The 25,812-nt window shown below is 65.2% G+C and carries 23 protein-coding genes; 13 read left to right on the top strand and 10 right to left on the bottom strand.

Going from position 1 to position 25,812, the window contains the following annotated elements:
- Positions 1–838: 838 nt before the first annotated feature.
- The 9 genes from N536_RS0127515 to N536_RS0127475 are packed head-to-tail and all read left to right on the top strand — an operon-like array spanning position 839 to position 10,913.
- Positions 839–1,603, top strand: coding sequence for an ABC transporter permease (locus N536_RS0127515; RefSeq protein ID WP_036437842.1), 765 nt, complete (start codon positions 839–841; stop codon positions 1,601–1,603).
- A gap of 11 nt (positions 1,604–1,614) precedes the next feature.
- Complete coding sequence (locus N536_RS0127510) at positions 1,615–2,469, top strand: ABC transporter permease (RefSeq protein WP_029116548.1); 855 nt, start codon at positions 1,615–1,617, stop codon at positions 2,467–2,469.
- Positions 2,470–2,473: 4 nt separating this feature from the next.
- Entirely contained in the window at positions 2,474–3,928 is a 1,455-nt protein-coding gene (locus N536_RS0127505) for an MCE family protein (protein WP_029116547.1), read from the top strand.
- A gap of 55 nt (positions 3,929–3,983) precedes the next feature.
- Positions 3,984–5,012: an MCE family protein gene (locus tag N536_RS0127500; RefSeq protein WP_029116546.1), complete on the top strand. Its 1,029-nt coding sequence runs from the start codon at positions 3,984–3,986 to the stop codon at positions 5,010–5,012.
- A complete protein-coding gene (locus tag N536_RS39660; RefSeq protein ID WP_081809422.1) occupies positions 5,009–6,424 on the top strand; it encodes an MCE family protein in 1,416 nt (471 codons plus the stop codon). Before N536_RS0127500 ends, N536_RS39660 begins: the two co-directional genes overlap by 4 nt.
- A complete protein-coding gene (locus N536_RS0127490) occupies positions 6,424–7,851 on the top strand; it encodes an MCE family protein (protein WP_029116545.1) in 1,428 nt (475 codons plus the stop codon). Before N536_RS39660 ends, N536_RS0127490 begins: the two co-directional genes overlap by 1 nt.
- A gap of 38 nt (positions 7,852–7,889) precedes the next feature.
- Positions 7,890–8,981, top strand: a complete 1,092-nt coding sequence (locus N536_RS0127485) for a virulence factor Mce family protein (RefSeq protein ID WP_051574822.1) — start codon at positions 7,890–7,892, stop codon at positions 8,979–8,981.
- Position 8,982: 1 nt separating this feature from the next.
- Positions 8,983–10,488, top strand: coding sequence for an MCE family protein (locus N536_RS0127480; RefSeq protein ID WP_029116543.1), 1,506 nt, complete (start codon positions 8,983–8,985; stop codon positions 10,486–10,488).
- Positions 10,452–10,913 carry a hypothetical protein gene (locus N536_RS0127475; RefSeq protein WP_051574810.1) on the top strand — a complete coding sequence of 154 codons (462 nt, stop codon included), beginning with the start codon at positions 10,452–10,454 and terminating at the stop codon, positions 10,911–10,913. Before N536_RS0127480 ends, N536_RS0127475 begins: the two co-directional genes overlap by 37 nt.
- Before the next feature lie 13 nt (positions 10,914–10,926).
- Here the strand turns inward: N536_RS0127475 and N536_RS0127470 are convergent, their stop codons facing one another.
- Complete coding sequence (locus tag N536_RS0127470; RefSeq protein ID WP_036437800.1) at positions 10,927–11,790, bottom strand: SDR family oxidoreductase; 864 nt, start codon at positions 11,788–11,790, stop codon at positions 10,927–10,929.
- A 99-nt stretch (positions 11,791–11,889) separates the two neighbouring features.
- Here N536_RS0127470 and N536_RS0127465 point away from each other — a divergent pair, with 99 nt between their 5' ends.
- Genes N536_RS0127465 through N536_RS0127455 form a run of 3 tightly spaced genes read left to right on the top strand, consistent with a single transcriptional unit; the run spans position 11,890 to position 15,083 of the window.
- Complete coding sequence (locus N536_RS0127465) at positions 11,890–13,110, top strand: Zn-ribbon domain-containing OB-fold protein (RefSeq protein ID WP_029116540.1); 1,221 nt, start codon at positions 11,890–11,892, stop codon at positions 13,108–13,110.
- The gene (locus tag N536_RS0127460) at positions 13,107–14,267 is read left to right on the top strand and encodes a beta-ketoacyl synthase N-terminal-like domain-containing protein (RefSeq protein WP_029116539.1); all 1,161 of its coding nucleotides are present in this window, start codon (positions 13,107–13,109) and stop codon (positions 14,265–14,267) included. The genes N536_RS0127465 and N536_RS0127460 overlap by 4 nt, the downstream gene beginning before the upstream one ends.
- Positions 14,268–14,279: 12 nt before the next feature.
- A complete protein-coding gene (locus N536_RS0127455) occupies positions 14,280–15,083 on the top strand; it encodes an enoyl-CoA hydratase/isomerase family protein (RefSeq protein ID WP_029116538.1) in 804 nt (267 codons plus the stop codon).
- 4 nt (positions 15,084–15,087) lie between these two features.
- On the opposite strand, the gene N536_RS0127450 is transcribed toward N536_RS0127455, so the two are convergent.
- The 8 genes from N536_RS0127450 to N536_RS0127415 form a co-directional block, all read right to left on the bottom strand.
- Positions 15,088–16,230 (bottom strand): acyl-CoA dehydrogenase family protein, encoded by a 1,143-nt coding sequence (locus tag N536_RS0127450; RefSeq protein ID WP_029116537.1) that lies wholly within the window; start codon positions 16,228–16,230, stop codon positions 15,088–15,090.
- A 20-nt stretch (positions 16,231–16,250) separates the two neighbouring features.
- A complete protein-coding gene (locus N536_RS0127445; RefSeq protein ID WP_029116536.1) occupies positions 16,251–17,258 on the bottom strand; it encodes an acyl-CoA dehydrogenase family protein in 1,008 nt (335 codons plus the stop codon).
- Positions 17,255–18,460, bottom strand: a complete 1,206-nt coding sequence (locus N536_RS0127440) for an acyl-CoA dehydrogenase family protein (RefSeq protein WP_051574809.1) — start codon at positions 18,458–18,460, stop codon at positions 17,255–17,257. The genes N536_RS0127445 and N536_RS0127440 overlap by 4 nt, the downstream gene beginning before the upstream one ends.
- A 103-nt stretch (positions 18,461–18,563) precedes the next feature.
- A complete protein-coding gene (locus N536_RS0127435; RefSeq protein WP_029116534.1) occupies positions 18,564–19,475 on the bottom strand; it encodes an SDR family NAD(P)-dependent oxidoreductase in 912 nt (303 codons plus the stop codon).
- A 14-nt stretch (positions 19,476–19,489) separates the two neighbouring features.
- Positions 19,490–20,617 (bottom strand): acetyl-CoA hydrolase/transferase C-terminal domain-containing protein, encoded by a 1,128-nt coding sequence (locus N536_RS0127430; protein WP_081809409.1) that lies wholly within the window; start codon positions 20,615–20,617, stop codon positions 19,490–19,492.
- 59 nt (positions 20,618–20,676) lie between these two features.
- Entirely contained in the window at positions 20,677–22,983 is a 2,307-nt protein-coding gene (locus N536_RS41815) for an acyl-CoA dehydrogenase (RefSeq protein ID WP_029116532.1), read from the bottom strand.
- Positions 22,980–24,134 carry a thiolase family protein gene (locus tag N536_RS0127420; protein WP_029116531.1) on the bottom strand — a complete coding sequence of 385 codons (1,155 nt, stop codon included), beginning with the start codon at positions 24,132–24,134 and terminating at the stop codon, positions 22,980–22,982. The genes N536_RS41815 and N536_RS0127420 overlap by 4 nt, the downstream gene beginning before the upstream one ends.
- A 114-nt stretch (positions 24,135–24,248) precedes the next feature.
- Complete coding sequence (locus N536_RS0127415; protein WP_029116530.1) at positions 24,249–24,662, bottom strand: Zn-ribbon domain-containing OB-fold protein; 414 nt, start codon at positions 24,660–24,662, stop codon at positions 24,249–24,251.
- 107 nt (positions 24,663–24,769) lie between these two features.
- On the opposite strand from N536_RS0127415, the gene N536_RS0127410 reads away from it, so the two are divergent.
- A complete protein-coding gene (locus N536_RS0127410; RefSeq protein WP_029116529.1) occupies positions 24,770–25,228 on the top strand; it encodes a MaoC family dehydratase in 459 nt (152 codons plus the stop codon).
- Between the two features lie 10 nt (positions 25,229–25,238).
- Here the strand turns inward: N536_RS0127410 and N536_RS0127405 are convergent, their stop codons facing one another.
- Positions 25,239–25,718 (bottom strand): CAP domain-containing protein, encoded by a 480-nt coding sequence (locus tag N536_RS0127405; RefSeq protein WP_369798476.1) that lies wholly within the window; start codon positions 25,716–25,718, stop codon positions 25,239–25,241.
- Positions 25,719–25,812 lie beyond the last annotated feature (94 nt).

Raw genomic sequence — 25,812 nt, 5'->3', positions numbered from 1 at the left:
GCTAAGCGCTCGCCCGTAGTGGCCCGGCTTGGATTTACTGCGCGGCCAAGGATTCTCCGGAGTGAGTACTCGGAGAGGACATGCGGCTGTGTCGCGATCGTCGGCCGACTTGGCGCGTTTGGTGTGGTCGCAGTCACTCTTCGCGGCTGGCTGTGGGATGCGCAGCGCGTCCGAAGATGGTCCACGCGACCGCAACCGTAGCGGCAATTCGAGGGTGTAAAGGTGTCAAAAACGACGAAATAGCGCGCGCTTGAGCATTTGTATTGGGCACTGAGTGATAGCCGATCAATTGCAGCCTTTACGTGTACATATCGACGCGTATAGCAAGCCAATCTATTAATTCGAATTCTTGTTCCCGAGCTTCGGATCAACAAGTCAACCCAGTGCTGGTCCGGCAGTTCAGCAACGACCGTGGGCGACGACCGGAGGCGGCATCCCCGGTGTTGCACAGGCCGATGCCGGTCCGGGAACTGACGATTGTGACAGTTCGACGTTGCGGGGCTAACCGGCGCTCTATCTGCGCTCATGCAACTACCCGCTGAATCCCTCAACGGTCGAACTAGGTCTCCCGGGTGCGTGCCGTGCGGTGGGCTGATGCTGGTGAGACTTCGAAGCCTCATCCGTCGCACGGGTCATTGAGCAAATCGAGCTCGCCTGCCGGTCGAGCTCGACGCGACCGCGTCCATATCGTCGGTTTGGTTGCTCGGTCCCAAATTAATGGTGTACCTTTCACGTCAGCCACCAGCCAGTGAGAGGTGCGCAAAAATAAGAGAGTTGCATCGCGAAGGGAATGGCCCTTGAGGAAGCACCAATCACGGGAAGTGGCCGTCAGGTGGTGATGCCGGCCGCGGCTGCCAAGCCGGTGCGGGCACTCGGCGACTTCTTCGCGATGTGCCTGGACGCGATCGTCCTCATGTTCCGTCCGCCATGGGCGTGGCGCGAGTTCCTCCTGCAGAGCTGGTTCGTTGCGCGGGTCTCGCTCTTTCCGACCATCGCCCTGTCCATTCCGTTCTGCGTACTGGTCACGTTCACTCTGAACGTCCTGCTGATCGAGCTCGGAGCCGCAGACTTCTCCGGAACCGGTGCTGCCCTTGGCACCGTCGCTCAGATCGGGCCGCTCGTCACGGTGTTGGTCATCGCGGGCGCCGGCGCCACTGCCATGTGCGCGGACCTTGGAGCGCGGACCATCCGCGACGAACTCGACGCGCTGCGCGTCATGGGCATCAATCCGATTCAGGCACTGGTCGTACCACGAGTGCTCGCCGCCATGCTGGTTTCGACCATGCTCGCGGCGCTGGTGACCATGGTGGGAATCGTTGGGGCATTCCTCTTCTCGGTGTTCTTTCAACACGTCACACCGGGTGCGTTTGCGTCCGGGCTGACACTCCTGGTGGGCCTGCCGCAGGTGATGGCATGCCTCGTCAAGGCTTCACTATTCGGGTTGGCGGCAGGGCTCATCGGCTGCTACAAGGGCATTTCGGTCGGCGGCGGTCCGCAAGGCGTGGGTGACGCGGTCAATGAGACGGTCGTGTACACGTTCATGGCGCTGTTCGTGATCGACGTGATCGCGACCGTCGTCGAGCAGCAAGTGACGTACGGATAGTGGGGGCCGTCATGAGCTCGGCCGTTGCAAGCACACAATTCCCGCGCGTCCGCAGAACCACCCGCAACTTCGCAAACGGGTGGAATCGCCTCGGTCGCCAGACCCGGTTCTACGTCCTGACGATCAGGGGCATCTGGGATGCCGTGACGTACTACCGCGTCGAGGTGGTCAGGCTCATTGCGTCGATGAGCCTTGGCAATGGCGCGCTCGCGATCATTGGCGGAACAGTCGTCATCGTCGGATTCCTGACCTTTGCGGCGGGAGGCTTGGTGGGAATCGTCGGGTTCAACCAACTCGCGCAGGTTGGGGTAGATGCCTTGGCGGGCTTCGTTTCAGCCTTCGTCAACACTCGCCTTGCAGCACCGCTGATCGCCGGTGTCGGCTTGGCCGCGACCATCGGTGCGGGAGCTACGGCTCAGCTCGGTGCCATGCGCATCAGCGAGGAGATCGACGCACTCGAAGTCATGGGCATCAGGTCGATCGCCTACCTGGCCTCCAGTCGGGTGCTTGCGGGTGTAATCGTGGTCATCCCGCTGTACTGCATCGCGATCCTGACCTCGTATCTGGCGACGTATCTCGGCGTTACCTTCTTCTACGGTCAGTCGACGGGCGTCTACAACCACTACTTCAGAACGTTCCTCAATCCGTTGGACGTCATCTATTCCTTCCTGTTGGCCATCGTGATGGCCGTGGTGATCATGTTGGTGCACACCTACTACGGGTTCAACGCCTCGGGTGGACCGGCCGGAGTCGGTGAAGCCGTTGGTCGCGCCGTCCGCTCGTCCCTCGTAGCCGCCGTGTTGGCCGTCCTGTTGGTGTCACTGGCGCTCTACGGTCAGTCCGGTCATTTCAACCTGTCGGGATAACACGATGGATGAGAAGGACGACTCCCGATTGCACCCCGCGTGGTGGACTGCGATCTTCTTCGCGGTCATTGCGGCGGTTCTCGTGACGACCTTGACCGCGTTCGCCGGGACGTTCCGTTCCTTCGTCCCCGTGACGCTGACGTCCGACCGCGCAGGCCTGGTCATGGAGCCGGGCGGCAAGGTCAAGTTGCGGGGTGTACTGGTGGGGCGGATCGGCACCATCAGCAGTGGCACCGGTTCGGTCAACCTCAAGCTCGAGATCGATCCCGACCAAGCCCAGTACATTCCCGCCAACGTCGAGGCGCGGATCCGGGCGACCACCGCGTTCGGCGCGAAGTACGTCGACCTCATCTATCCCAAGCATCCCGTCGCCGCGCGACTTCAGTCCGGTGCCGTCATCAGATCGGAGAACGTCAGCACCGAGGTCAACACGGTCTTTCAAAACCTGAGCGGCGTGCTCAAGCAAATCGATCCGGCCAAGCTGAACGGCGTGCTTTCCGCCTTCGGTGATGGCTTGCGTGGTCAGGCCCAGACGTTCGGCCAGGCCATCACGGATGGCAATCAGGTGCTGCAACAACTGAACTCGCGTTCCGAGCTGGTCCGTCGCGACTGGCAGTCTTTGAAGGGGTTCAGCGACACGTACGGAGTGGCGGCTCAAAACATCGTCACCGTGCTGGACGCCGCGAGCACCACCAGTACGACGATCGTGGAGCAGTCCAACCAATTGGACAAGGTGCTGCTCAGTGTTACGGGACTGTCCAACAAGGGCATCGAATTGCTCGGTCCAAACAAGGACAACCTGGTCAATGCGGTCAACACCCTCGAGCCGACCGCTGGGCTGCTGCACCGGTACGACCCTGAACTGACCTGCGTGCTGGTCGGCGGCAAGAACGTGCTCGACCTTGGCTTCAGTCAGGCCGCGGGCGGCCTGAACGGCAAGTCGGCCATCGTCGATGCTGCGTTGCTCCTCGGCGACGACCCGTACCGATACCCCGAGAACCTTCCGATCACCAACGCCAGGGGCGGGGTGGGCGGGGTGCCGGGGGGTTGCGGCTCCCTTCCCGACGTGGCCAAGAACTGGCCTGCGCGACAACTGATTACCGACACCGGCTTTGGGACGGGCCTCGACAACAGGCCCAACCCGGGGATCGGATTCCCCGGCACGGAGTACTACCTGCCGACCACGCGTGCCTACCCCGAGCCCCCGCGGCGACGTTATGACGGGCCTCCGGCGCCTGGTCCGGTCCCGTACCCCGGCGCACCGCCGTACGGCGCCCAGCTCTACGCACCCGACGGCACTCCGTTGTACCCGGGGCTGCCGGATGCCCCACCGCCTGGCCGTGCGCCCTTGCCCGGGCCTCCGGCGCTTGGCGCCGAACCGTTCGTGGTGCCGAATCCCGCTGAGGTGAACCCAACCCCGGGACCGCCGCCACCGTCGCCGGCGATCCCGGGTCAGTGATCGACCAAAGTCGTTGGCAACCAACGCAATGCGAACACAATGAGAGGTTTCGACCGTGAGGGATAACTTGGGTGGCGCGGTATTGCGCCTTGCCATCTTCCTGACCGTGTGCGTGTTCGGGATCTTCTCGATGTTTGCCGTGTTCGCCGAGTTGCGGTTCCAGGACGAACAGACCTATGAGGCGCAGTTCACCAACGTGACGGGTTTAGAGGTCGGCCAATTCGTTCGGATCGCCGGCGTCGAGGTCGGCAAGGTCAAGAAGATCACCATCCAGCCGGACACGACCGCGCTGGTGGTCTTCGGTGCTGACGACTCGGTGGTGCTGACTGAAGGCACCAGAGCCGTCATCCGCTACAGCGACCTGATCGGCGGACGCTACCTGGGTTTGGAAGAGGGCGCCGGCGGCGTCAAGAAGCTCAACCCGGGTGACACCATCCCGCTGGCGCGTACCTCGCCCGCGCTAGACCTCGACGCGTTGATCGGCGGATTCCGTCCGCTCTTCCGTGCGCTCAATCCCGAGCAGGTCAACGCATTGACGAATCAGCTGATCCGCGCGTTCCAAGGACAGGGCGGCACCATCAACTCGTTCCTGACGCAGGCCGGGGCGCTGACCAACACGCTGGCCGACCGCGACCAGTTGGTCGGCGAGGTCATCACGAACCTCAACACCGTGCTCGGCTCCATCGGCGACCAGAACACGCAATTCGCCAAGGCCGTGGACTCGCTCTCCCAATTGATTTCCGGTCTGAGCGAACGCAAGGGCGACATCAGCAACTCGGTGGCCTATGCCAACGCGGCGGCGTCGGGTGTGGCGGATCTGTTGAGGCAGGCCAGGCCTCCGCTGAAAGCCCTTGTGCCCCAACTCGACCGCACCGCGGGGATCGTCGTCGCCGACAAGGAATACGTCGACAACCTGCTGGCCACGTTGCCCGATTCGTACCAAATACTGAACCGGCAGGGTCTCTATGGCGACTACTTCACGTTCTACCTGTGTGAAATCGTGCTGAAGCTCAATGGAAAGGGCGGCCAGCCGGTGTACGTCAAGATGGCAGGTCAGGATTCGGGAAGGTGCGCGCCGCGATGAAGTCCTTTTCGGAGCGCAACCCGTTCGTCATCGGAGCGATCGGTGCCGCCCTCACTCTTGGCTTGGTGCTCTTGGCCCTCAACTACCAGAAGATCCCTGGTTTCGACCAGACCACACAGTACGAAGCCTACTTCGCGGAGGCCGGTGGGCTGACTCCCAGTGCCGCGGTGCAGGTGTCGGGTTTCAAGGTCGGTTCGGTGGACAGCATCAGCCTCGACGGACCTCGCGTGCTGATCAAGTTCAGCGTCATCAAGGACATCCGCATCGGAGACCGCACCGAGGCTGCCATCAAGACGAAGAGTCTCTTGGGTTCGAAGATCCTCGAAGTGACCCCGCGCGGGGATGGGGAACTGAGTCAACCCATCGCCTTGGACCGCACGCAGTCGCCCTACCAATTGCCCGACGCGCTAGGGGATCTGACGGGCGCCATCAGCGGGCTCGACACCGATCAGTTGTCCACCTCGCTCGACGTGTTGTCCGAGACGTTCGCGGATACGCCCCCTGCGCTGAAGGCAGCGGTGGAGGGCATCGGGAGATTCTCCGAAACGCTGGACAAGCGTGACGGCGAGCTGCGCAAGCTTCTGCAGAACGCGAACAAGGTCACCGGCGTGCTCTCGGAGAGAAGCGATCAAGTGCTGAGGCTGGTGCAGGACACCAACGCCTTGTTGGCCCAATTGCAGTCCCAGAGTGCAGCACTGGACCAGATATCGGGGAGCATCTCGGCGGTTACCCAGCAGATCAAGGGGTTCATCGGCGAGAACCGTGACTCCCTCAAGCCCGCGGTGGACAAGCTCAACGGTGTGCTCGCGATCGTCAACGGCCACAAGGAGCAATTGCAGAAGGCGATCAAGGGGCTCATCAATTACGCGACTGGGCTTGGGGAGTCCGTGGGATCGGGACCGTTCTTCAAGGCGTATATCTCGAACCTGTTTCCCGGCCAGTTCGTGCAACCGTTCATCGATGCCGCCTTCAAGGACCTCGGACTCGACCCCACCGTCTTGCTACCGTCCCAGCGCAGCGATCCGCAGGTCGGCCAGCCCGGCACCCCGGGCCTTCCGATGCCGTATCCCCGTACCGGTCAGGGTGGTGAACCGCGCATGACCCTTCCCGACGCCATCACCGGCAATCCCGAAGATCAGCACTGTGGGCCGCCCGGCATCGCGTTGCCCGGGCCAGGCTGCTACCCCTATCGGGAGCCGCTGCCCGCGCCTGCGCCCGGTGGGCCGCCGCCGGGACCGCCCGCGCTGGAGGTGCCACCGAACGATCCGTCGACGACTGGCGCGCCTTCGAATCAGATCAACCTGCCCGCACCCGGGCAGCCGCTGACCGGCCCGCAGTTGAATCCGAACGGCGCCGACGTCACCGCGCCAGCACCCAACGAGGCGCAACCTGCTCCGGAAGGGGGACAGTGATGCGGAACCCGCGATACACCCGGATCGGACTCGCCATCCTGCTGGCCGTGACACTGGTCGCTGGACTGGCGATGGTATTCAGATCTGCCACGGGCGTCGGACGCGTGAACGTCGTGGCGTACTTCGACAACAGCAACGGTGTCTACGTCGGCGACGAAGTCCGGATCCTCGGTGTCCCGGTCGGCAAGATCGAGAGCATCCAACCGGAGGCCGAGCGGGTCAAGATCGCCTTCTGGTACGACGACAAGTACAAGGTGCCCCAGGACGCGAAGGCCGTCGTCATCGCGCCGTCGCTGGTGAGTGTCCGTGCGATTCAGTTGACGCCGGCCTATACGGGCGGACCGGTGCTGGCGAACAACACCTCCATCGGTCAGGACCGGACGGCGGTCCCCGTCGAGTTCGATGATTTCCGTAAGCAACTCGAGCGGCTCACCGACACCCTGCAGCCCACTGAACCGGGCGGCACCAGCAGTCTGGGTTCGTTCGTCAACACCGCCGCCGACAACCTCCGCGGCCAAGGCACCAACATTCGCGAAACCCTGATCAAGCTGTCTGCCGCCTTCTCTGCGCTGGGCGACAACAGCAAGAACCTCTTCGGCACCATCAAGAACATCTCAATCCTGGTCTCGGCGTTGCAGAGCAGCCAAGACCTGATGCGCAACCTCAATCAGAACTTGGCGGTTACCACGGGCCTACTGTCCGACCGACCCAACGAGCTCGGATCGGCGGTATCGGACGTCGACTCCGTCGTCGGTGACGTTCAGAAGTTCGTCGCGGACAACCGCGAGTCGCTCGGCACGGCGACGGACAAGATCGGTGAGGTCTCGACCACGCTGGTGCAGAGCCTGGACGACATCAAGCAGGCCTTGCACGTCTTCCCCAACTCGTTCCAGAACTTCCTGAACATCTACCAGCCGTCGCAGGGTGCGTTCACCGGTGCATTGGCGGTGAACCAGCTCGCCAACCCAATCCAGTTCCTCTGTGGCGCAATCCAAGCGGCATCGCGACTCGGTGCGGAGCAGTCGGCGAAACTCTGCGTGCAGTACCTCGCGCCCATCATCAAGAACCGGCAGTACAACTTCCTGCCAGCCGGCATGAACCCGTTCGTCGGTGAGTCCGCGCGGCCCAACGAGCTCACCTACAGCGAGGACCGGCTGCGTCCGGACTACATACCTCCCACCGGCGCAGCACCCGCGCAGGGAGGTCCCGCGCTGGCGGCGGAGGCGGCCACTCCGGGTGCGCCCGGTCCGCTGCCTCCGGCCAACCTGCCCTTCACCAAATTCGGTGAACCGGCCGACCCCTATCACGGGGATGCACCGTTCGTGCCTGCCCGCCTGCCAGACCCGATACCGCCGGGGCCGGTGCAGGACACGGACCCCAACGCCGGACTCTCCGGACTCATGGTGCCCGGCGGAGCGGGCTCGTGATCGCCCGCCCGCTGCGGCTGATCGGCGTCGCACTGGCGATGGTGATCGCCATGACCGGATGTTCCGACTGGAGGGGGGCGAATTCGCTACCGCTGCCAGGTACCAAGGGCGGAGGCGCGGGGTCCTACACCATTCAGGTTCAGCTACCCGACGTCGACAACATCGACCGGAACTCGCGCGTCCGCGTCGGTGACGTCACCGTGGGCAACGTCACCGACATCCAGCGCCAGGGCTGGCACGCGCTGCTGACCATGACGATCAACGGCGACGTCGACCTGCCCGCCAACGCCACGGCGACGATCGGCCAAACCAGTCTGCTCGGCTCGCTGCACGTCGAATTGGCGGCGCCGAAAGACGTGCCGCCAGAGGGCAAGTTGAAGGACGGTGCGGTGATCCCGCTGTCGTCGGCCGGCGCGTACCCATCGACGGAGCAGACCCTGGCCGCCGTCTCGGTATTGCTGAATGGTGGTGGCATCGGACAAATCCAGGACATCGTCAGCACCCTGGCCACCGCATTCAACGGGCGTGAGGATGATCTGCGCAGCCTGCTCGGTGAGCTCGACAAGTTCGTCAGCTACCTCAACGACCAGACCGGTGACATCATCGCCGCCTCCGACAGTCTCAACAAACTTGCGGGCCAAATCGCCGAGCAGAAGCCCGTTGTCGACAAGGCGCTCAAGACGATTCCCGAAGCGCTGGCCGTCCTCAACGACCAGCGTAGCCATTTGGTCGACGCGCTCGACAGTCTAGGCAAGTTCAGCGCACTGGCCGCCGACTCCGTCAACATGACCAAGGAGAACCTGGTCAAGGAACTTCAGGATCTCGGTCCGGTGCTGAAGTCCCTTGCCGACGCCGGCCCCGCGCTGACCCGGTCGGCGGACTTCTTCGCGACATTCCCGTTTCCACGCCCAACCTTGGCGAAGTGGCTGCGCGGCGATTCCGGAAACCTCACCGCGATCATCGATCTCACGCTGAGCCGCCTCGATGCCGGTCTGCTGACAGGGACTCGATTCGAAGGCGAGCTCACGGAATTGGAATTGCAGTGGGGCCGGACGATCGGCCAGATGCCGAGCCCGTACACCGCGCGAAACCCGCTCGTCGCGCCCTACCAGTTCAACCAGGGGCCCTGACATGCGGATGACCCGAAGGATTTGGATACAGATCGCGGTCTTCCTCACCATTTCGGTGGTGGCCGTCCTCGTCATGGTGTTCGGATTCATCCGAGTCCCCGACCTTCTCGGGGTCGGCCAGTACCAGGTTACGGTTCAGCTTCCGGAGGCGGGCGGGTTGTACGAGCGCGCCAACGTCACCTACCGCGGGAGCGAGGTCGGCGAAGTCAAAAACGTGAAGTTGACCGATTCCGGTGTCGACGCAGTGCTCTCCCTGAATTCGAACGTCAAGATCCCGTCGGACCTCAAAGCCGAGGTGCACAGCGCGAGCGCGGTCGGGGAGCAGTACGTCGAGCTGTTGCCGCGCAATTCGACGTCCGCGCCCCTCAAGAACGGGGACGTCGTGGCGAGCGCCAATAGTTCTGTGCCGCCGGACATCAACGCGTTGCTCGATGCAACCAACCGCGGCCTGGAGGCCATTCCGCAGGACAACCTCAAGACCGCCGTCGACGAGGGCTACACGGCGTTCGCCGGGCTCGGCCCCGAAATCGCCAGATTCATCAAGGGTGGCGCCGCGCTGGCGAGTGATGCGAAGGCCAATCTCGCCGAGTTGAACAACGTCGTGGACAACGTAGGGCCGATCCTCGACACGCAGACCGACACTGCGGATGCGGTGCAGGCCTGGGCAGCCCACCTCGCCGACGCGACGACCTCGCTGAAGAACAACGACGGTGCGCTGCGCGGCGTGCTCCAGAACTCGCCCGCTGCGGCCGACGAAGTGACAGCGCTCTTCGACAGGCTGAAACCGACGCTTCCGGTGGTGTTGGCCAACCTCGTCAGCCTCGGGCAGGTCGGGCTGACCTATCGTGCCGACATCGAACAGCTCCTGGTGCTCTTGCCGACCGGCACGTCGTTCGCACAAGCCATCGGTGTGCCAACCCGAAACTCGAAGGGGGCCTACGCAGGCGGGCAGTTCCTGAGCTTCAACCTCAACGAGAACCTGCCGGTCCCTTGCACCACCGGATTCCTGCCGGCCCAGCAGATGCGCTCAGCCAGCCTCGAGGATTACCCCGATGCACCCAAGGGCACGCTGTACTGCCGAATTCCGCAGGATTCGCCCAACAACGTGCGCGGCGCCCGCAACATCCCGTGCGAGACGAAACCTGGTAAGCGGGCGGCCACGGTGAAGCTGTGCGAGAGCGACGAACAGTACGTTCCGCTCAACGACGGCTTCAACTGGAAGGGCGACCCGAACGCCACGTTGTCGGGCCAGAGTGTCCCCGAGTTCGCGCCAGGGGAGCCCGTACCGCCGGGCTACTTCCCGGATGCGCCACCAGCCAGTGCGCCGCCTCCGGCTGCGGTACCGCCGCCAGCGCAGGCCGCGCCGATTGCAGCGGTCCAATACGACCCGGCGACGGGCACGTACGTGGGGCCAGATGGTCACGTGTACACGCAGTCCAACTTGGCGAGCACCGGCCCGAAGGAACGGTCATGGCAATCGATGCTGGCGCCGCCGGTGGCGCCGTGAGCAACAGGATGGCACGAACCGTAGGTGCCGGATTCGTCTGTGCCACAGCGTTGATCGCACTTGGCGGCAGTGCCACCGCGTACGCCGAGCCGGCGGACGGGCAAGGACAGCCGTCGTGCGTCTACACGCTGTCGAAGCCGTTCCTGGTCGAGGTCTCCGGACACCAGATGGTGTCCGCCACGTTCTCGTCGTTGCCGTGCACCGACGGCATCTTGCCCAACGACTTGACGGTGTGCGTCGAACTCCAGGGAGGTGGCGCGGCACCGCAATGCGTCCATCAGGGCGGGTACAACCCCGCGCAGGTGTATTTCGCGCCGTATCGTCCCGGCGCTACGTATAAGAGCACGGGGACGGGGTGCGGGTCGGCCGCTCCGCTGTACGTCTCGGTCTGCGCTACGCAGGGGCCGTACACCGCTACCTTGTAGAGCCGACTCGCCGTCAGACTGCCGGCAGGGGAGACGAGGCCAGGTAGAAGTTCGGAACCAGGTCCTCTTCACGTGCCGCAAGGCGGTATTCGGACAGCTCGGATACGCCCTCGTCGGCCAAGATGTCGGCGTCGGTGTAGAAGTTCCCGGAGCACTGCCCGGCTGGTCGGGTGACCAGCGCGAGGATGGCGTCGGCCATGATGCGAGGCGAACGGCCCTGCGCGCGGACCACGGCCTCACCCATCGCGGTCATCATCCCGGTACTGGCGACCGTGGTGGCGGGCCAGATCGAGTTCACCGCGATCGGAACGGCTGCGAACTCAGCGGCCCACCCCAACGTGAGCAGGCTCTCGGCGTACTTGCCCACGGTGTGCGCAACGTGCGCGCCGACCCACGCGGGTGCCAGGTTCAGCGGCGGGGAGACGTTGACGATGTGTGCGTTGTCGGACTGGCGAAGCCATGGCAGCGCGTGATGAACCACCGCGTACGCGCCCTCGGCGTTGATCTGCAAGAGGCGGCGAAAGGTGCTGGGGGACAGCTTGTCCGAACCGCGCAGATCGAGTGCTCCGGCATTGTTGACGACGATGTCGATGCCGCCAAACTGGTCGATCGTCGCGGCCATGGCAGACGCAACGGCATCGGAGTCGCGGACGTCGCAGCGCAGTTGCAAGGACTGACCGCCGGCGACCTCGATGGCGGCAGCGGTGTCGCCGAGTGTGCCCGCGATCTTCGGGTTCGGCGTCTCGGTGCGGGCGAGCAGCGCGACCGATGCACCCGCGGACGCCAGGCGGAGGGCGACCTCGCGGCCGATGCCGCGACTAGCCCCCGTGACCACGGCGACCCGACCTTGCAACGAACGTGAGCCAACCGAATTCATGCCAGAACTCCCTCCCGGGCTCCAGCCCGCGTCAATACAATGATATAACTATATAGCTCATTGAATGCGCGGTTCTCCGCGCCGAGAGGACGGGTCGACATGACGCAGGTGGCTGCAATCGGCACCTACCTTCCACCGTGGACGAGTGGTGGCCGTCGGGTACGTGGTCCTGACGAGGACGCGCTCACCATGGCGGTGGCAGCCGGCCGGGCCGCGGACCCCGCTGCCGCCGCCCAACGCGTGATCCTGGTTTCGCGCGACTTCCCGCTGCTCGAAGGTGGGAACGCCGCGGTGCTACTCGCCGGGTTGTCGCTGTCCGCCGACACCGCGGTAGCCGAGGTACTCGGCGGGGCGCCGGCGGTGCTGGACCAGATCGTGGGCGCTGGACCCGACACCTTGGTGATCGCGGCCGACGACAACTCCGGGTTCGCCGGGGCCGCCGCGCTGCTGACCGGCGGTGACGGGCCGACGCTGACCACCGTCGACCGCCAGACGCGCAGCCTGCCCTTGGTGGCACGCACGAATGCTGGATCACGCCATGCCTACGCCGACCCTCGGCTGCAACGAGAGGTGGGCGTGCGGGCCACCGCTGCCCTGCTCCGACTCGATGAGGGCAAGCCGGTCGCGGCGGTGGTGGGTGCGAAGCCTGACCTGTTGGGAGCACATCTAGACGCCTCGTCGGCGGTGACGGAGGTGACGAGTTCGGCGAGTGCGTTGATCCGGGTGCTCGCAGCCGCGCTGGAGACGAACGTGCCCGGGCTCGTCGTCGCCATCGAGCAAGCGACCATCGGCGTCGCGGAGGTCACGGCGACCGGAACTGCAGCACGAATCTCCCGCGACGAGGCGGATCCGCGCGAACTGCCGAAGACCACGATTGCAGAAGGCATCGGCATTCCGATGTCGCTGCCGGCCTACGCGAGGGCCTTCGAGCCGAAGATCCGTTGGGAGGCGGCTGTCTTCGACGAGCGGCCGGGGATTGATGGCACGCCGCAGTTTCCGCCGCGCGCCCGAGTAGACGATTCGGGAGTGCTCGCTGCCGACTACCGGCTCGAACCCCTTCCTCGCACCGGGACGGTGTACACCCACACGACCATCCGGATACCCGTGCCCGACTTGCCGAGCCCCTATTCCCTTGCCTTGGTAGTCCTAGACGAGAGCCCGGTACGGGTGCTGCTGAAGGTCACCGGCGTTCCCGCCGGGGAGGCGTCCATTGGGCAAGCCGGCTCGGTCGTCCTCCGCAGAATCGCCATGCGCGCAGGGATTCCCGACTATGGATACGCATTCTGGCCGGGCCGCACTCGACAGGAGGTACCGGCATGAGAAACGTCGCGATCGTGGGCGCGGGTATGACGCCGTTCGGCGAGCACTTCGATCTCGGGATCAAGGATCTCATCCCCATGGCGTACGCCGAAGCGGCCAGCCGGGTCGACAAGGGGATCGTCAAGGCGGACATCGAGGCAGCCTGGTTCGGAGAGCTCTCGACGACCGACGGGTTTCCTTCGGGGATCCTGGCCGACACGCTGGATTTGACGGACATCCCGGTGACGCGCGTCGAGAATGCCTGCGCCACCGGCAATGACGCGATTCGCAACGGCATGATGGCCATCGCCGCCGGGTGGTACGACGTGGTCCTCGTGGTCGGTGCCGACAAGGTCCGTGAAACGGCGTCCAACACCACCTTCTGGGACTGGGCCGCCATGACCCGCGACAACGCCTGGGACTATCCGCTGGGGCTCGTCGCCCCCGCGAACTTCGCGTTGCACGTGATCCGGTACCTACACGAATCACCGGCAACAAAGGAGCACATGGCGATGGTGGCGGTGAAGAACCATTACCACGCGCTGACGAACCCCTACGCCCAGTTGCGCTTCGAGATCACCGTGGAGCAGGCGCTTGCCGCGCCGATTGTCGTCGAACCCTTCGGCTTGTACGACTGCACACCGCAAAGCGATGGTGCCGCGGCCGTGATCCTCGCCGCAGAGGACGTCGTCGACCGGTACACGGACAAGCCGGTGTGGGTCCGCGGCGTGGGATTGGGCATGGATCGGGTGATGCACCAACACAAGTCGGACATGACCACGTTCCCACCGACGGTGCGGGCCGCGAAGGCTGCGATGAAGATGGCAGGCGTCACGCCACGCGACGTGGATGTTGCCGAAGTCCACGACTGCTTCACCGGCGTCGAGTTGATCAGCTACGAGGATCTGGGCTTCGCCGACAAGTTCGAGGCTTACAAGCTCATAGAGGGTCGGGACACGTACGTAGGTGGAGCCATCCCCGTCAACCCGAGCGGCGGACTCAAGGGGAAGGGCCACCCCCCGGGCGCGACCGGGGTCGCACAGTGCTACGAGCTCTTCAATCAACTCCGCGGGCAGGCGGAGAACCAGGTCGATGACGCGCGTATTGCGCTGGCACACAACATCGGCGGACCAACCGCTGCCTCAGCGGTAACCATTCTCTCCATCGACAAGAACTGACAGGAGTCCCCGATGACCACCATTGAATCCGCAACTCTGCCCGGCTACGAGGAGTTCGCACCCTCGCTGCTCGTCGAGAAGGTGGGTGCCGTGCACGTCGTGCGGATCAACCGTCCAGAGGCGTTCAACGCCGTCGACGAATCCGTGCATCATGCGTTCGCCACCATCTGGCGCGCGCTCGCCGCGGACGACGACGTCCGCGCCGTCGTCACCACCGGAGTGGGCAAGGCGTTCTCGGCCGGCGGCGACATGGTGATGTTCGGCCGCCTGATCGAGGATCCCGTCGCACGACAGTTTCAGATCCACGAGGCGCGCACGGTCTTCCTCGAGGTGATCGGTTTCCCGAAGCCGCTGGTGTCCGCTGTCAACGGACCTGCCGTCGGGTTGGGCTGTTCGATAGCGCTGCTCAGCGACTTCATGGTAATGGGTGAGAGCAGCTACCTGTCCGACCCGCACGTCGCGGTGGGTCTCGTCGCCGGTGACGGTGGAGCGGCGATGCTGCCGCTGCTGATCGGTCTGATGAAGGCCAAGGAGTACGTGCTGCTCGGGGATCGCATCACCGCCGCCGACGCCGAGAAGCTCAATCTCGTCACGAAGGTCGTGAACGATGATGCCGTGGTCGCCGAGGCCTTGTTGATCGGCGAGAAGCTCGCCGCGTTGCCGCCGCAGGCACTGCGCGCCACCAAGGTGGCGATGAACATGCATCTTTCGCGCGCCGCGCTGGGGATCCTCGAGTATGCCTTGGCCGAGGAGCTCATCTCGTTCACCACCCCGGAGTTTCAGGAGCGCGTGGCGGCCTTCCGCAAGCGGAAATAGGGCGTCAGTAGCCCATCGACCTGCCCATCAGGTCCTTCATGATCTCGGTGGTGCCCGCGTACAGACGCTGCACCCGCGAATCGCGCCACAACCTGGCGATCTCGTATTCGTTGATGTACCCGTAGCCACCATGTAGCTGCAGGCAGCGGTCGACGATCTCCCACTGCACTTCGGAGGTCCACCACTTCAAACCGGCGGCATCCTCGTCGGTCAGCGTGCCGTCGTTCACCGAGAGCACACACTGGTCCAGATAGGTTTGGGCGGCGTCGAGCTTGGTCTGCATCTCGGCGAGGAAGTGACGGTTCACCTGAAACTTGCCGATCGGCTGTCCAAACGCAGTGCGCTCCAACGCATACGCCTTCGTCAGGTCGAGCGCGCGCCGGGCGGCGGGCAACGCGTAGCAGGCCACACCGACGCGTTCGCTGGGCAAGTTGGAGACCAGGTGGTAAAAGCCCCGGTTGAGTTCACCGACCAGGTTCTCCTTCGGAACTCGGACGTCTTCGAAGAACAACTCGGCCGTGTCGGCGGAGTACTGACCGATCTTGTCCAGCTTGCGGCCCCTGCTGAAGCCCTCCATGCCGTCCTCGACCATGAGCAGGCTGATGCCCTTGTGGCGTGCGGATGGATCGGTCTTGACCGCCGTCAGGATGAGCTTGGACTGAAGACCGTTGCTGATGAACGTCTTCTGACCGTTGACAATCCAATGGTCGCCGTCGTCGCGCGCCGTCGCCTTGATACCCGCCAGATCGGATCCCGCCCCGGGCTCCGACATCGCGATCGAGCCGATGTACTCGCCCGAGATGAACTTCGGCAACCACCGTTGCTTCTGCTCTTCGGTCGTCAGATTGTTCAGGTACGGCATGAGGATGTCGTTCTGCACGCCAAGCCCGATTCCGACCGAACCGGTCAAGAACATCTCTTCGGAGATGATCTGATTGAAGCGAAAGTCCTTGATCCCCAGACCGCCGTACTCCGGATCGAATTCCCAACCGATGAGGCCGGCATCGCCTGCGGCGCGCCAGGCCTTCCGGCTGACCTTGCCGTCGCGCTCCCAGTCGTCGACGTAGGGGACGCACTCGCGTTCGAAGAACTTACGAGCGGTGGCCCGGAAGTCGTCGTGAACGTCCTCGAAAATGTTGCGGCGCATGGTGTTCCTCCGGTTGCGGGCTAAGCCCAGGTGACGATGGCAGGCAGCGCCTGCTCGGTGGTGTTCGACTCGAACAGGTACTCGGCCAGCCACGACTCCAGCTGCTCGGCCGATCCGCACAGTGCGTCGAGTTGGAACCCCCGCGACACGTAGCGATGAAGCGCGTGCTCGGCGGTCAACCCGATGGCCCCGCACACCTGCAGCGTCACGTCGGCGACCGTGCGGTGTGCGCGTCCCGCGGCTGCCTTGGCCGCAACCGCGGACAGCCGTCCACCGAAGCGCCAGGATTCGTCCAGCAGGGCTCGTGCACCGGCCACCGTCGCCGCGGCGTCGGCCAAGGCATGCCGTGGGGACTGCAGTGACCCGATCGACACGCCGTACTGCATTCGCGCACTGACTTGTTCGATGGCGATGTCCAAGGCTCGTCCGGCCAGCGCGATCAGCTCCGTGCCGAGCGCGCGCTGCGCCGCGGCTACCGCTCGCTCCCATTCTGCGGATGCATCGACCAGCTCGACGTCCACAGCACCGTCGACCCTGGTCCACTCGACCGACGGGTCGAAGGTGTCGAAGCGCCCGCCCTGCAGGTTGCCGGCGTCGACGACGCCGATGGACATGCCGCCCAGCTCGCCGGCGACCGGCACGATGATCCGTCCTCGCAGCGGTCCGAGCACGAGCCCGGTGATACGGCCGCTTTCCGAGACCGGCCCGAAACCGTTGGTGGGCTCGGGGATGACGACGCCATCGATCGGTCCATCGACGAGGGCACCAAGTTCGGCGATCATCACGCGATCGAGACAATCCGTCGTGGCCAATGACCGGCCCTGGGCCTCGAAGAGCAGCGCGCCGGCGGCAAGCGGGTACTCGGCCTCGATGTCCGCCCAGCCAAGTTCCTCGAGCCGGGGCCCGATCGCGACGTGGCCCCCGTCGGCGGCGATCTGCTCGAAGAGTCGAAACACCGCCTCCTCGACCATCGGCCATGACTCGTCGACGGATTCGACCGGCGTCGAACGGCTCGTGCTCGTGTTCATCGCTTCTCCTTGGGTAGACCCAGCAAGTGGTCGGCGATGATGCCGCGTTGAACCTCCGCGGTGCCGCCCATGATCGTGGCGGCGCGGGAATACCACCACTCGGCGCGCGCGGTGTCGAGTTCGTTCGACTTCCGTCCTGGTGGTCCGCCGATCATCCAACTTCGCCGGACGTCGAGGATCAGATCGTTGGCGGTCTTCTCGGCCTTGCCGAACAGGAGTTTGTCGACGCTGCTGTCGGGACCGATGACCTCACCCCGCGCGATCCGGCGGACGGTGGCCGCTGTCCGTGCCTGTGCCGCAGCAACTTCCACGTATACCCGAGCGAGGCGTTGTCGTGCCGATTCCGAGGAACCATGGATCACCATGTGGCTCCTGAGCCTGCCCAGTTCCGTCAAGACCTTGTTGAGCACGGCATAGCCGTACATTCCGCGCTCGAACTGCATCAGGAACATGGTCAGAGTCCAGCCTCCGCCGACCTCACCGAGTAGCCGCTCTCTCGGGACGCGGACGTCGTCGAAGAACACCTCGGCCACCTCGCGTCGTCCACTGGCCAGTGCGATGGGTCGCACGGTGACTCCTGGTGTGTCGGTGTCGACGAACAGCATCGTCAGCCCGCGATGGCGGGTTTCCGGCGCACCGGTGCGGACCAGGACGAAGAGTCGCTTGACCGTTCCTCCCTGGCTGGTCCAGATCTTCTGGCCGTTGACGACGAACCCGCCCGCGCCGTCGTCGACCGCCCTGGTTCGCAGCGACGCGAGATCGCTGCCGGACTCCGGCTCGGAGAAGCCCTGCCCCCACCACTCGTTGCCTGCCAGATAGTCGGGTAGATGCCGCTTCGCGAGTTCCGGTGCGTACTTCAGCAGCGCCGGACCCATCACCTCGAGGGACCACTGCTGCGCGGGAATGGGCACCATCGCGTAGCCCAGTTCCTCGTAGTACACCGCGCGGTGAATGGCGTCGCCACCAAACCCGCCCATGGCCTCGGGCCAGCCATATCGGTTCCAGCCGTCGTCGCACAGCCGCGACATCACCCGGCTGTCATGTGCCATCTGATCCTCGGCATTGTCGAAGGCAGCGGCCCGCCACCCGGCGAGTTCGGGGGAGTCCCGCAGGTAGTTGCGGAAGTCCTGCCGGAACTGAGCGACGTCGGTGACGTAGTCGATCGCGTCTCGGGCAGGCGTGGCCTTGGTCGAGGTGGACATCGAAGACCTCATTCGTCGGCTTGGAAGTGCATATCGTTACAATTAGTTAAACAGTTCGCGATGAGAAAGCATAGTGCGCCTCGGGCGGCAGTGGGCCGAGCGCTCATCGGATCGGCAGCGGGCCGGCGAGGCCCCGTGGGGATGTGCCGTACAACCAGGATGCAGCCTGTCCGAGCTCTGAGAATTGCAGTGCGACACCGTCCTTCGCGTGGTACCGCTCGGCGGTCTCGTGGAAGCCTTCGACACGACTCAACACGTGGCCGTTGACGCGCAGAATCTGCCCGGTGAGCCAGGCCGAATCGGCCGATTGCAGCCATGCCACGACCGCTGAGCTGCGAGCGGGGTCCAGGGCCGGATCGTCGGCCTGGTCGCCGCCGAAGAATTCGGCACTGATGCGAGTCACCGCCAGCGGCGAGATCGCGTTCACCGCAACGCCGTACCGCTTCATCTCCATGGCCGTCACGACCGTCAGGTTGGCGATTGCAGCCTTGGCGGCCCCGTATGCGCTCTGGCCGACGTTGCCCCAGAGTCCTGCGCCGGACACGGTGTTAACGACGTGCGCGTCGACTTTCGTGCCGGACTCGGCCAACGCGCGCCAGTGGGCACAGGCGTGCCGGGTGACGGCGAACGTGCCCTTGAGGTGCACGGAGAGCACCGCATCCCAGTCGGCCTCCTCGGCGCCGGCGATCATGCCGTCGCGCACGATGCCCGCGTTGTTGACCACCCCGGTCAGCGCCCCGAAGGTGCGCACCGCCGCCTGCACCATGTCGGCCGCGTCGTCCCAGGAAGCCACCGAACCTAAGTGAGCAACCGCCCGACCCCCACGCGCGACGATTTCCCGAACGACCTGTTCGGCCGGTGGGGTGGCATCGGTCGCCGACTGTCCATCCTTGCCGACGCCCGGGTCGTTCACCACCACCGCGGCGCCCTGTGCGGCGAGCTCGAGGCAGTGCGCCCGGCCGATGCCGCGCCCCCCGCCGGTCACGAGCACGACCTTGTCGTCAAGCAGTCCCATGTCCGTTGTCCTCCCTAGGCGTTGAACAGTTTGGTGATCAACGCTTCCCGTTGTGCCCAGCTCGCGCCGCGGAGATCGGCACTGCCGGCCTCGGTGACGACGACGTCGACGTCGTGCGCGGCCGTCGACACCGGCCGGCTCAGCTGATCGACCAGTGCCGAGCATCCGTCCACCGCGCTCGCGATGGCGATGATCGACAGGCCGGTGGTACTGACGTGGCCCGCGAGGCAGTAGTCGGCATGGCCGCCGATGCCGCCAATCACCTTGTCGCCGCGCCCTTCTACGTTCACCTGTCCGAAGCGGTCCAGCTCGATGGCGGTGTTCACCGTGATGAGCGGATCACCACGGGTAATCCGCGTCAGGTCGTGGGTGAACTCGATGCCGTGCAACACACCGCGACCGTCGGCCCACCGATGAAGCGCGTCGCTGCCCAGCAGGTAGGTCGCCGTGGGAGTGCCGATCAGCAGCTTGCGACGGTCGAGGTCCAGCGCCGCGTCGGTGAGCAGACCGGTGTCGAGTTGCAGTGGCACCGCCGTGCGCCGCAGCAGGGCGGTCCCGAGCTGTCCGGGACCGTACTGCAGGCGCGCCCCAGCCGGGATCCAGCGCAGCACCTCGTCGGCAAGCGCCTCGTGGACGGGTGCCGGCTCCTTGACGGGGAGTTCGACGGGGCCGTCGGTGGCCGAGCCGACGACGGTGACCGCGGCGGATTCGACTGGGCGGTCGCAGGCAATCGGCGCGCACTCGTCGACGATGGCCATGGTGGGGACTCCGCCATCGATGACTGCGCGCTGCCATGACACCTCGGTGGTGAAGAACAGGTCTCCGCCGCGTCGGCCAAGGCGGGTGAGCAACAGGTCGGGGCGCAGCGGGCCTGCGAGTAATGCGGTGAATCCCGTCAGCCTGGTCGGCACGAATCGAGCGTTGGGTTGGCGAAGCACGTCGCGCACACCCCAACCCGGCATCAAGGCAACGACCTCGGCGAAGGCGTCGACCTCGAGGCCGACGAGCGGAATGGGCAGCCAGCCCAACAACAGCCGGATGCCGCCCACGTCGCGTGCGGCGGCGCTCAGTACTGCACCGACTGCGGTGCCGTCCTGAAGACAACGCACCGCGCCGACGCCGTCGCCAAGGGCGACGGTCATGCCGGGACGTAATCGGGCTCGCAGTGAGGCAGCCAAGCCGCTGTCCGTGGCGATGCGATTCACCGCGGTTCTCTTGGTAGCCCGAGCACTCGCTCGCCGAGGATGTTGCGCTGAATCTCGCTGGTACCCCCGAGGATCGTCTGGGCCCGCGCCACCAGCATGTGCTGCACCAGCTCGTCATCGGCGGGATCGACGCAGGCGTCCGTCCCGAGCACGTCGGTGGCCAGGTCGCCGAGCTCCTGATCGGTCTCCGAGGTCATCAACTTGAGCACCGAGAAAGCCGACGAAGCGGTGTCCCCCTCGGCGACGGCGCGCTCCCAGGTGAAGCGCAGCAACCACATTCGCGCCCACAGTTTGGTCAGTGACCGTTCGAGCACCTGGTCGAGAAGTCCGCGCTGGCGGGCTGCGGCGGTCATGTGGGCGTGGCGCTGGAACATCCCGACCGCCTGCGAGCCCAACGTCAACCGCTCCCGACCGAGGGTCAGCATGGCGATCTTCCAGCCCTGGCCGACCTCGCCGATCAGCGCGTCGTCGGGCAGTGCGACCGAATCGAGGAACACCTCGTTGAACTTGCTCTCGCCATCGATCTGCCGTAGTGGTCGCACCGTCACACCGTCGGCGTCCATCGGCACGACGAACATGCTCAGACCATCGTGTGATTCGGGTCCGGTGCGGGCCAAAAGCAGGCCGTAGGCCGCTGAACTAGCGCCCGAGCTCCAGACCTTCTGCCCGTCGACCCGCCAACCCGTCGCCGTGCGCTCGGCCTTGGTGCGTATTCCGGCCAGATCCGATCCGGCTCCCGGTTCGGAGAACAGCTGCGTCCAGACGTCGTCGCCCAGCCGGATCGGCTCAAGGTACCGCCGCTTCTGGCCGTCGGAGCCGTAGGCGATGAGCACGGGTCCGACGAGGTCGACACCGGTGATGCTGAGCTGCCGGGGCACCCCCGCCAGGGCGCACTCCTCGGCGAAGATCGCCTGCCGTAGCACCGATGCATTCGCTCCTCCGTGCTCGGCAGGCCAGTGCAAGCATGCGTAGCCATGGTCGGCGAGGAAGCGGTGCCACTGCCGGCCGGGATCGACGTCGGCCGGGGTAGGAGTGGGTCCGTAGTTGCGCAACCCTGCGGGTTTGGTTGCTGCTGTGAGGAAGTCGCGGATTTCTGCGCGCACTGCGGAAGCGCCCGATGGATCCGCGAGCGTTGCGTCGGGATTCGTGGAATTGCTCGCGGTCGCTGCGGCGTGCACCTGCCGGGAAAGCCGATTCCAGTGCAGACCGGGGGACCCGAACAGCACCTCGTCGGTGCGCGCGCGGCGCAGGTAGAGGTTGGGTGAGCCTTCCCAGGTGAAGCCGATACCGCCGTGAATCTGGACGCTGGCGTGTGCGGCGGCGCGCAGCGCCTCGGAGCACACCGCCTTGGCCATGCTTGCCCGCCAACCACTTTCGTTGCTCGCGGGGTGAGCACCGTCGAGCACCTGCAGTGCGGCTTGCGAGGCCGAGCGGGCCCATTCCAGGTCGACCAGCATGTCTGCGCAGCGATGCTTGATGGCCTGGAAGCTGCCGATCGCGCGACCGAACTGAACGCGGGAACGCGCATATTCACAGGTGATTTCGAGGATCCGCTCACACGTGCCGACCTGCTCGGCGGACAACACGGCGACGGCGAGCGCGACGTTGCGTGCGACGAGGTCCGCGACTTCATCGGGCCCGGTGAGCCGGACCGCGGGCGAGCCGTCACACGTCACCGTGGCCATCGGGCGGGTGCCGTCGAGGGTTCGCTCGGGGCTCGTGGTCACACCGGCGGACGTGGGGTCGACGACCATCAGCGCCAATTCGTCGCCGATCGTCGCCAACGCGATCAAGTCGTCGGCACCCGAACCGGCGAGCACGTGGCGGGCCACTCCGTCGATCGTCCAGGCGTCACCGTTCTGACGGGCCGCGAAGGGAGCCGTTGCAGGAGCCCACCATCCTCCGTCGGCAGTGAGGATCGCCGCGGCCGTGCGCGCTCCGTCGGCGAGGCCGCGCAAGAGTTGCGCTGCGGCCGCGTCGTGGCCGCTGACATCTGCGAGCAGTCCCGCCGCGAGCACTGAGGACGAAAGGAAGGGCACCGGCGCCAACGCCCGTCCGAGTTCGCGCGCGACCACACCCAGTGCCGTGGCGCCGTAGCCGGCCCCGCCGAGCTGCTCCGGAATCGCGATGGCCGCGATGCCGACCTGACCGCACAAGACGGTCCACAGCTCGCTCTGCGCGGAATCGCCGCCGACACCGTCGTAGCATGCCGCCCGAAGTTGTTCTGGCTGTGCGTATTTGTCGCACACGGCGCGAACGGCGCGCGCGAGTTCCTCGGTCTCGTCGACCGACATCCCACTCATCGGCTGAGGATCGCGACCGCCGAGGTGCCGGGTGCGCCGTAGAGCTGTGCGAGCGCCACCCGCGGGTCGTTGGGCACCTGACGGTCGCCGGCGGTACCGCGGAGTTGGTGTACCAGTTCGTAGATCTGACGCAGCCCTGAGGCGCCCACCGGCTCTCCGTTGGCGAGCAGTCCGCCGTCGGTGTTCACGGGCAGGCGACCGCCGATGGTGGTGGCACCGTCGGCGAGCAATGCTTCTTGCTCGCCGTCCTTGCACAACCCCGTCTCAGCCATGTGGATGAGCTCGGATCCGCTGTCGGTGTCCTGGAGCTGGGCGACGTCGACGTCCTCGGGTCCCACCGCCGCGAGCTCGTACGCGGCAGCAGCGGCCTCGGCCGTAGTGCCGGGAACGAGGGGCAATTCGATCGAGGTGCGAAGTAGCTCGTAGGCGCCCTCGCGGCGGCTGCGCAGCGCGGTCGACCGCAAGTAGATCGGGGTGTCGGTGTATTGCTTGGCCTTGTCGGCGCGGCACACCACGACCGCGGCGGCACCCTCGTTCGGGTTGCAGTACATGAACTGCCGCAGTGGGGCATTGACGACCGGAGACTCCAGCACGGCATCGATGCTGATGGGGTTGCGCCGCCATGCGTGTGGTGCGAGCGCCCCGTTGGAGAGATTCTTGGCGGAGACACGTGCAAGGGTCCGCTCGCTGATTCCGTGATCGTGCATGTAGCGCATGATCTTGGTGCCGAAGTAGTGGGTGGTGAGAAACATTCCTTGCTCGCCGTACCACTGGGGCAGCCCGGACACCGAGGGATCGGCACCGAAGGCGCCGCGCGGATGCTTGTCGAGTCCGACGGCCACGGCGATGTCCGCCTCACCCAGTTCGACGTCGCGCGCGGCGAGTGTCAGCAACGAATTGCCGGTGGCGCAGCCACTGAGTGTCGACCGGGCGGGCAGACCGGTCATGCCGACCAGCCCCGTGACTGCCTCCGGATTGGCGACTTCGAGGCTGCCGGCCCAGAGGCCGTTCACGTCGGACCACGCCACGCCGGCGTCGGCCAATGCGCGTCCGATCGCCACGGCTCCCATTTCCAACGCGGACCTGTCCGGGTACCTGCCGAACGGGTGCAGACCGACACCAATGATGGCGATCTCGGGCTTGGTCGTCATGTCATACCTCCGCCATGGTCGCGTTAAACGCTTTAACTATATACCGGATTAAACGTATCGGCGAAGTCTGCTCGCCGGGATAGAGCTGCACTGCAAGGGAACGTCGGTGGGCGATCAGGCCGGACGAAAGGCGAACGTCAGCACGGATCGTCCGTCGTCGAACTCGATCGCCGTGGTTGTGGAGACCAGCTGCTGTCCGATGTGCAGGTTGTCGGCGGATGCGCCCACGATGAGCGATTCCACCAGCACGTGGTCGGCGAGTTCGACGAAGCCGACGACATACGGTCGAAAGTCTTCGGGAGACCGCTTGCCGCGGTAGGGCAGCGGCGGCGGGAACTCCTGGGTGGTGAAGGTGAACAACGATCCTTCGGTCACCAACTCGACCGGCTCGATGTCGTCGGTGCCGTCGAACAGCTCCGGCCGTTCCGCGGGGAACTTCACGACACCGGTGGACCGGCGACGTGACCCAAGCAGCACCGCGCGGTCGCCTTCGACGCGGAAGAGGTGCTCCGCAATCAACTCCGTCATCTCAGATCCCTTCTCTCACGCACGGCGGTGGGGTCGCCGTCGACTCGGTCGAGCGTATACCGTTAAATAGATAAACTAATACCACTCGAAGAAGGCGAGGTTGTCAGGTGAAGGTGATTGCATCGATAGACGAGGCTGTCGAAGCGGTGGGGGAAGTGCTCGGGGTGACCGACTGGTTCGTGATCGAGCAGGACCGCATCGACGACTTCGCGACGACGACGCTGGACCGACAGTGGATCCACGTCGACGTCGAGCGGGCGAAGGCCGAGAGTCCCTACGGCGCGCCGATTGCGCACGGATTCCTGACGCTGTCGCTGATCCCCGGACTCAGCAAGGGCAATTACCGGGTGGACAACGCCAAGATGGGCATCAACTATGGGCTCAACAAGGTGCGTTTCCTGTCGGCGGTGAAGGCGGGGAGTCGAATTCGCCTGCGGTCCGAGCTTACTGATGCCGCGAAGGTCGACGACTCCACAATCAATCTGACGGTCCGTCACACCATCGAGATCGAAGGCGTCGACAAGCCGGCCGCAGTGGCCGACCTGATTGCCCGCTACGTCTTCTAGCGCCGGGGCGTCATGCGGGTTGGCCGTACACGGCGACGACCACCGACCGGGCGAGGCTGTTCTCCGACCACACCCCGATCGCGGTGTTGGCACAGTTCTCGATCGTCGCCTTGGCGACCGGATCCCAGTACCACTGCCCGAGGATGTCGATGCCGTTGATGGCGAGCGCGGGATTGGTCGCCACGGTCTGCGCCACGGTGCCCTCGAAACCGGCATCGTTGGCCCTGGACTGAGGTGTCGAGCCGTCCGTACCCAGGTCGCCGTTGAGGTCCGGGTTGTTGACGGCGTCGAGCGCTTGGCGGTGAGCCGCCTCGACGAGGCGCCCGTCGACCTTCGCTTCCGTGGTGCAGCCGGCCTGGTGCTGCATCGTGTAGATGTTGAGGAAGACGCTGTTGTTCAGGCGCCTGTTGTCTGCATTCGCCGGTGCTGCGGTGGTCACGAAGGCCCCCAGCAGCATCGATGCCAGCGCACATAGAGTCACAACCCTCATGGTCATCGACGCCTTCCCGGAAGATCTCTGCGTGGAACTCGTGCTGACTCTACCCCGCAATGAGATAAATGATTTATGCTTTGCCGCACTATGA

The organism is Mycobacterium sp. URHB0044 (genome assembly GCF_000620625.1).
GTDB lineage: Bacteria > Actinomycetota > Actinomycetes > Mycobacteriales > Mycobacteriaceae > Mycobacterium.
The sequence above is the reverse complement of the archived record's forward strand: the minus strand, read 5'-3'. Positions and strand labels throughout refer to the sequence as shown.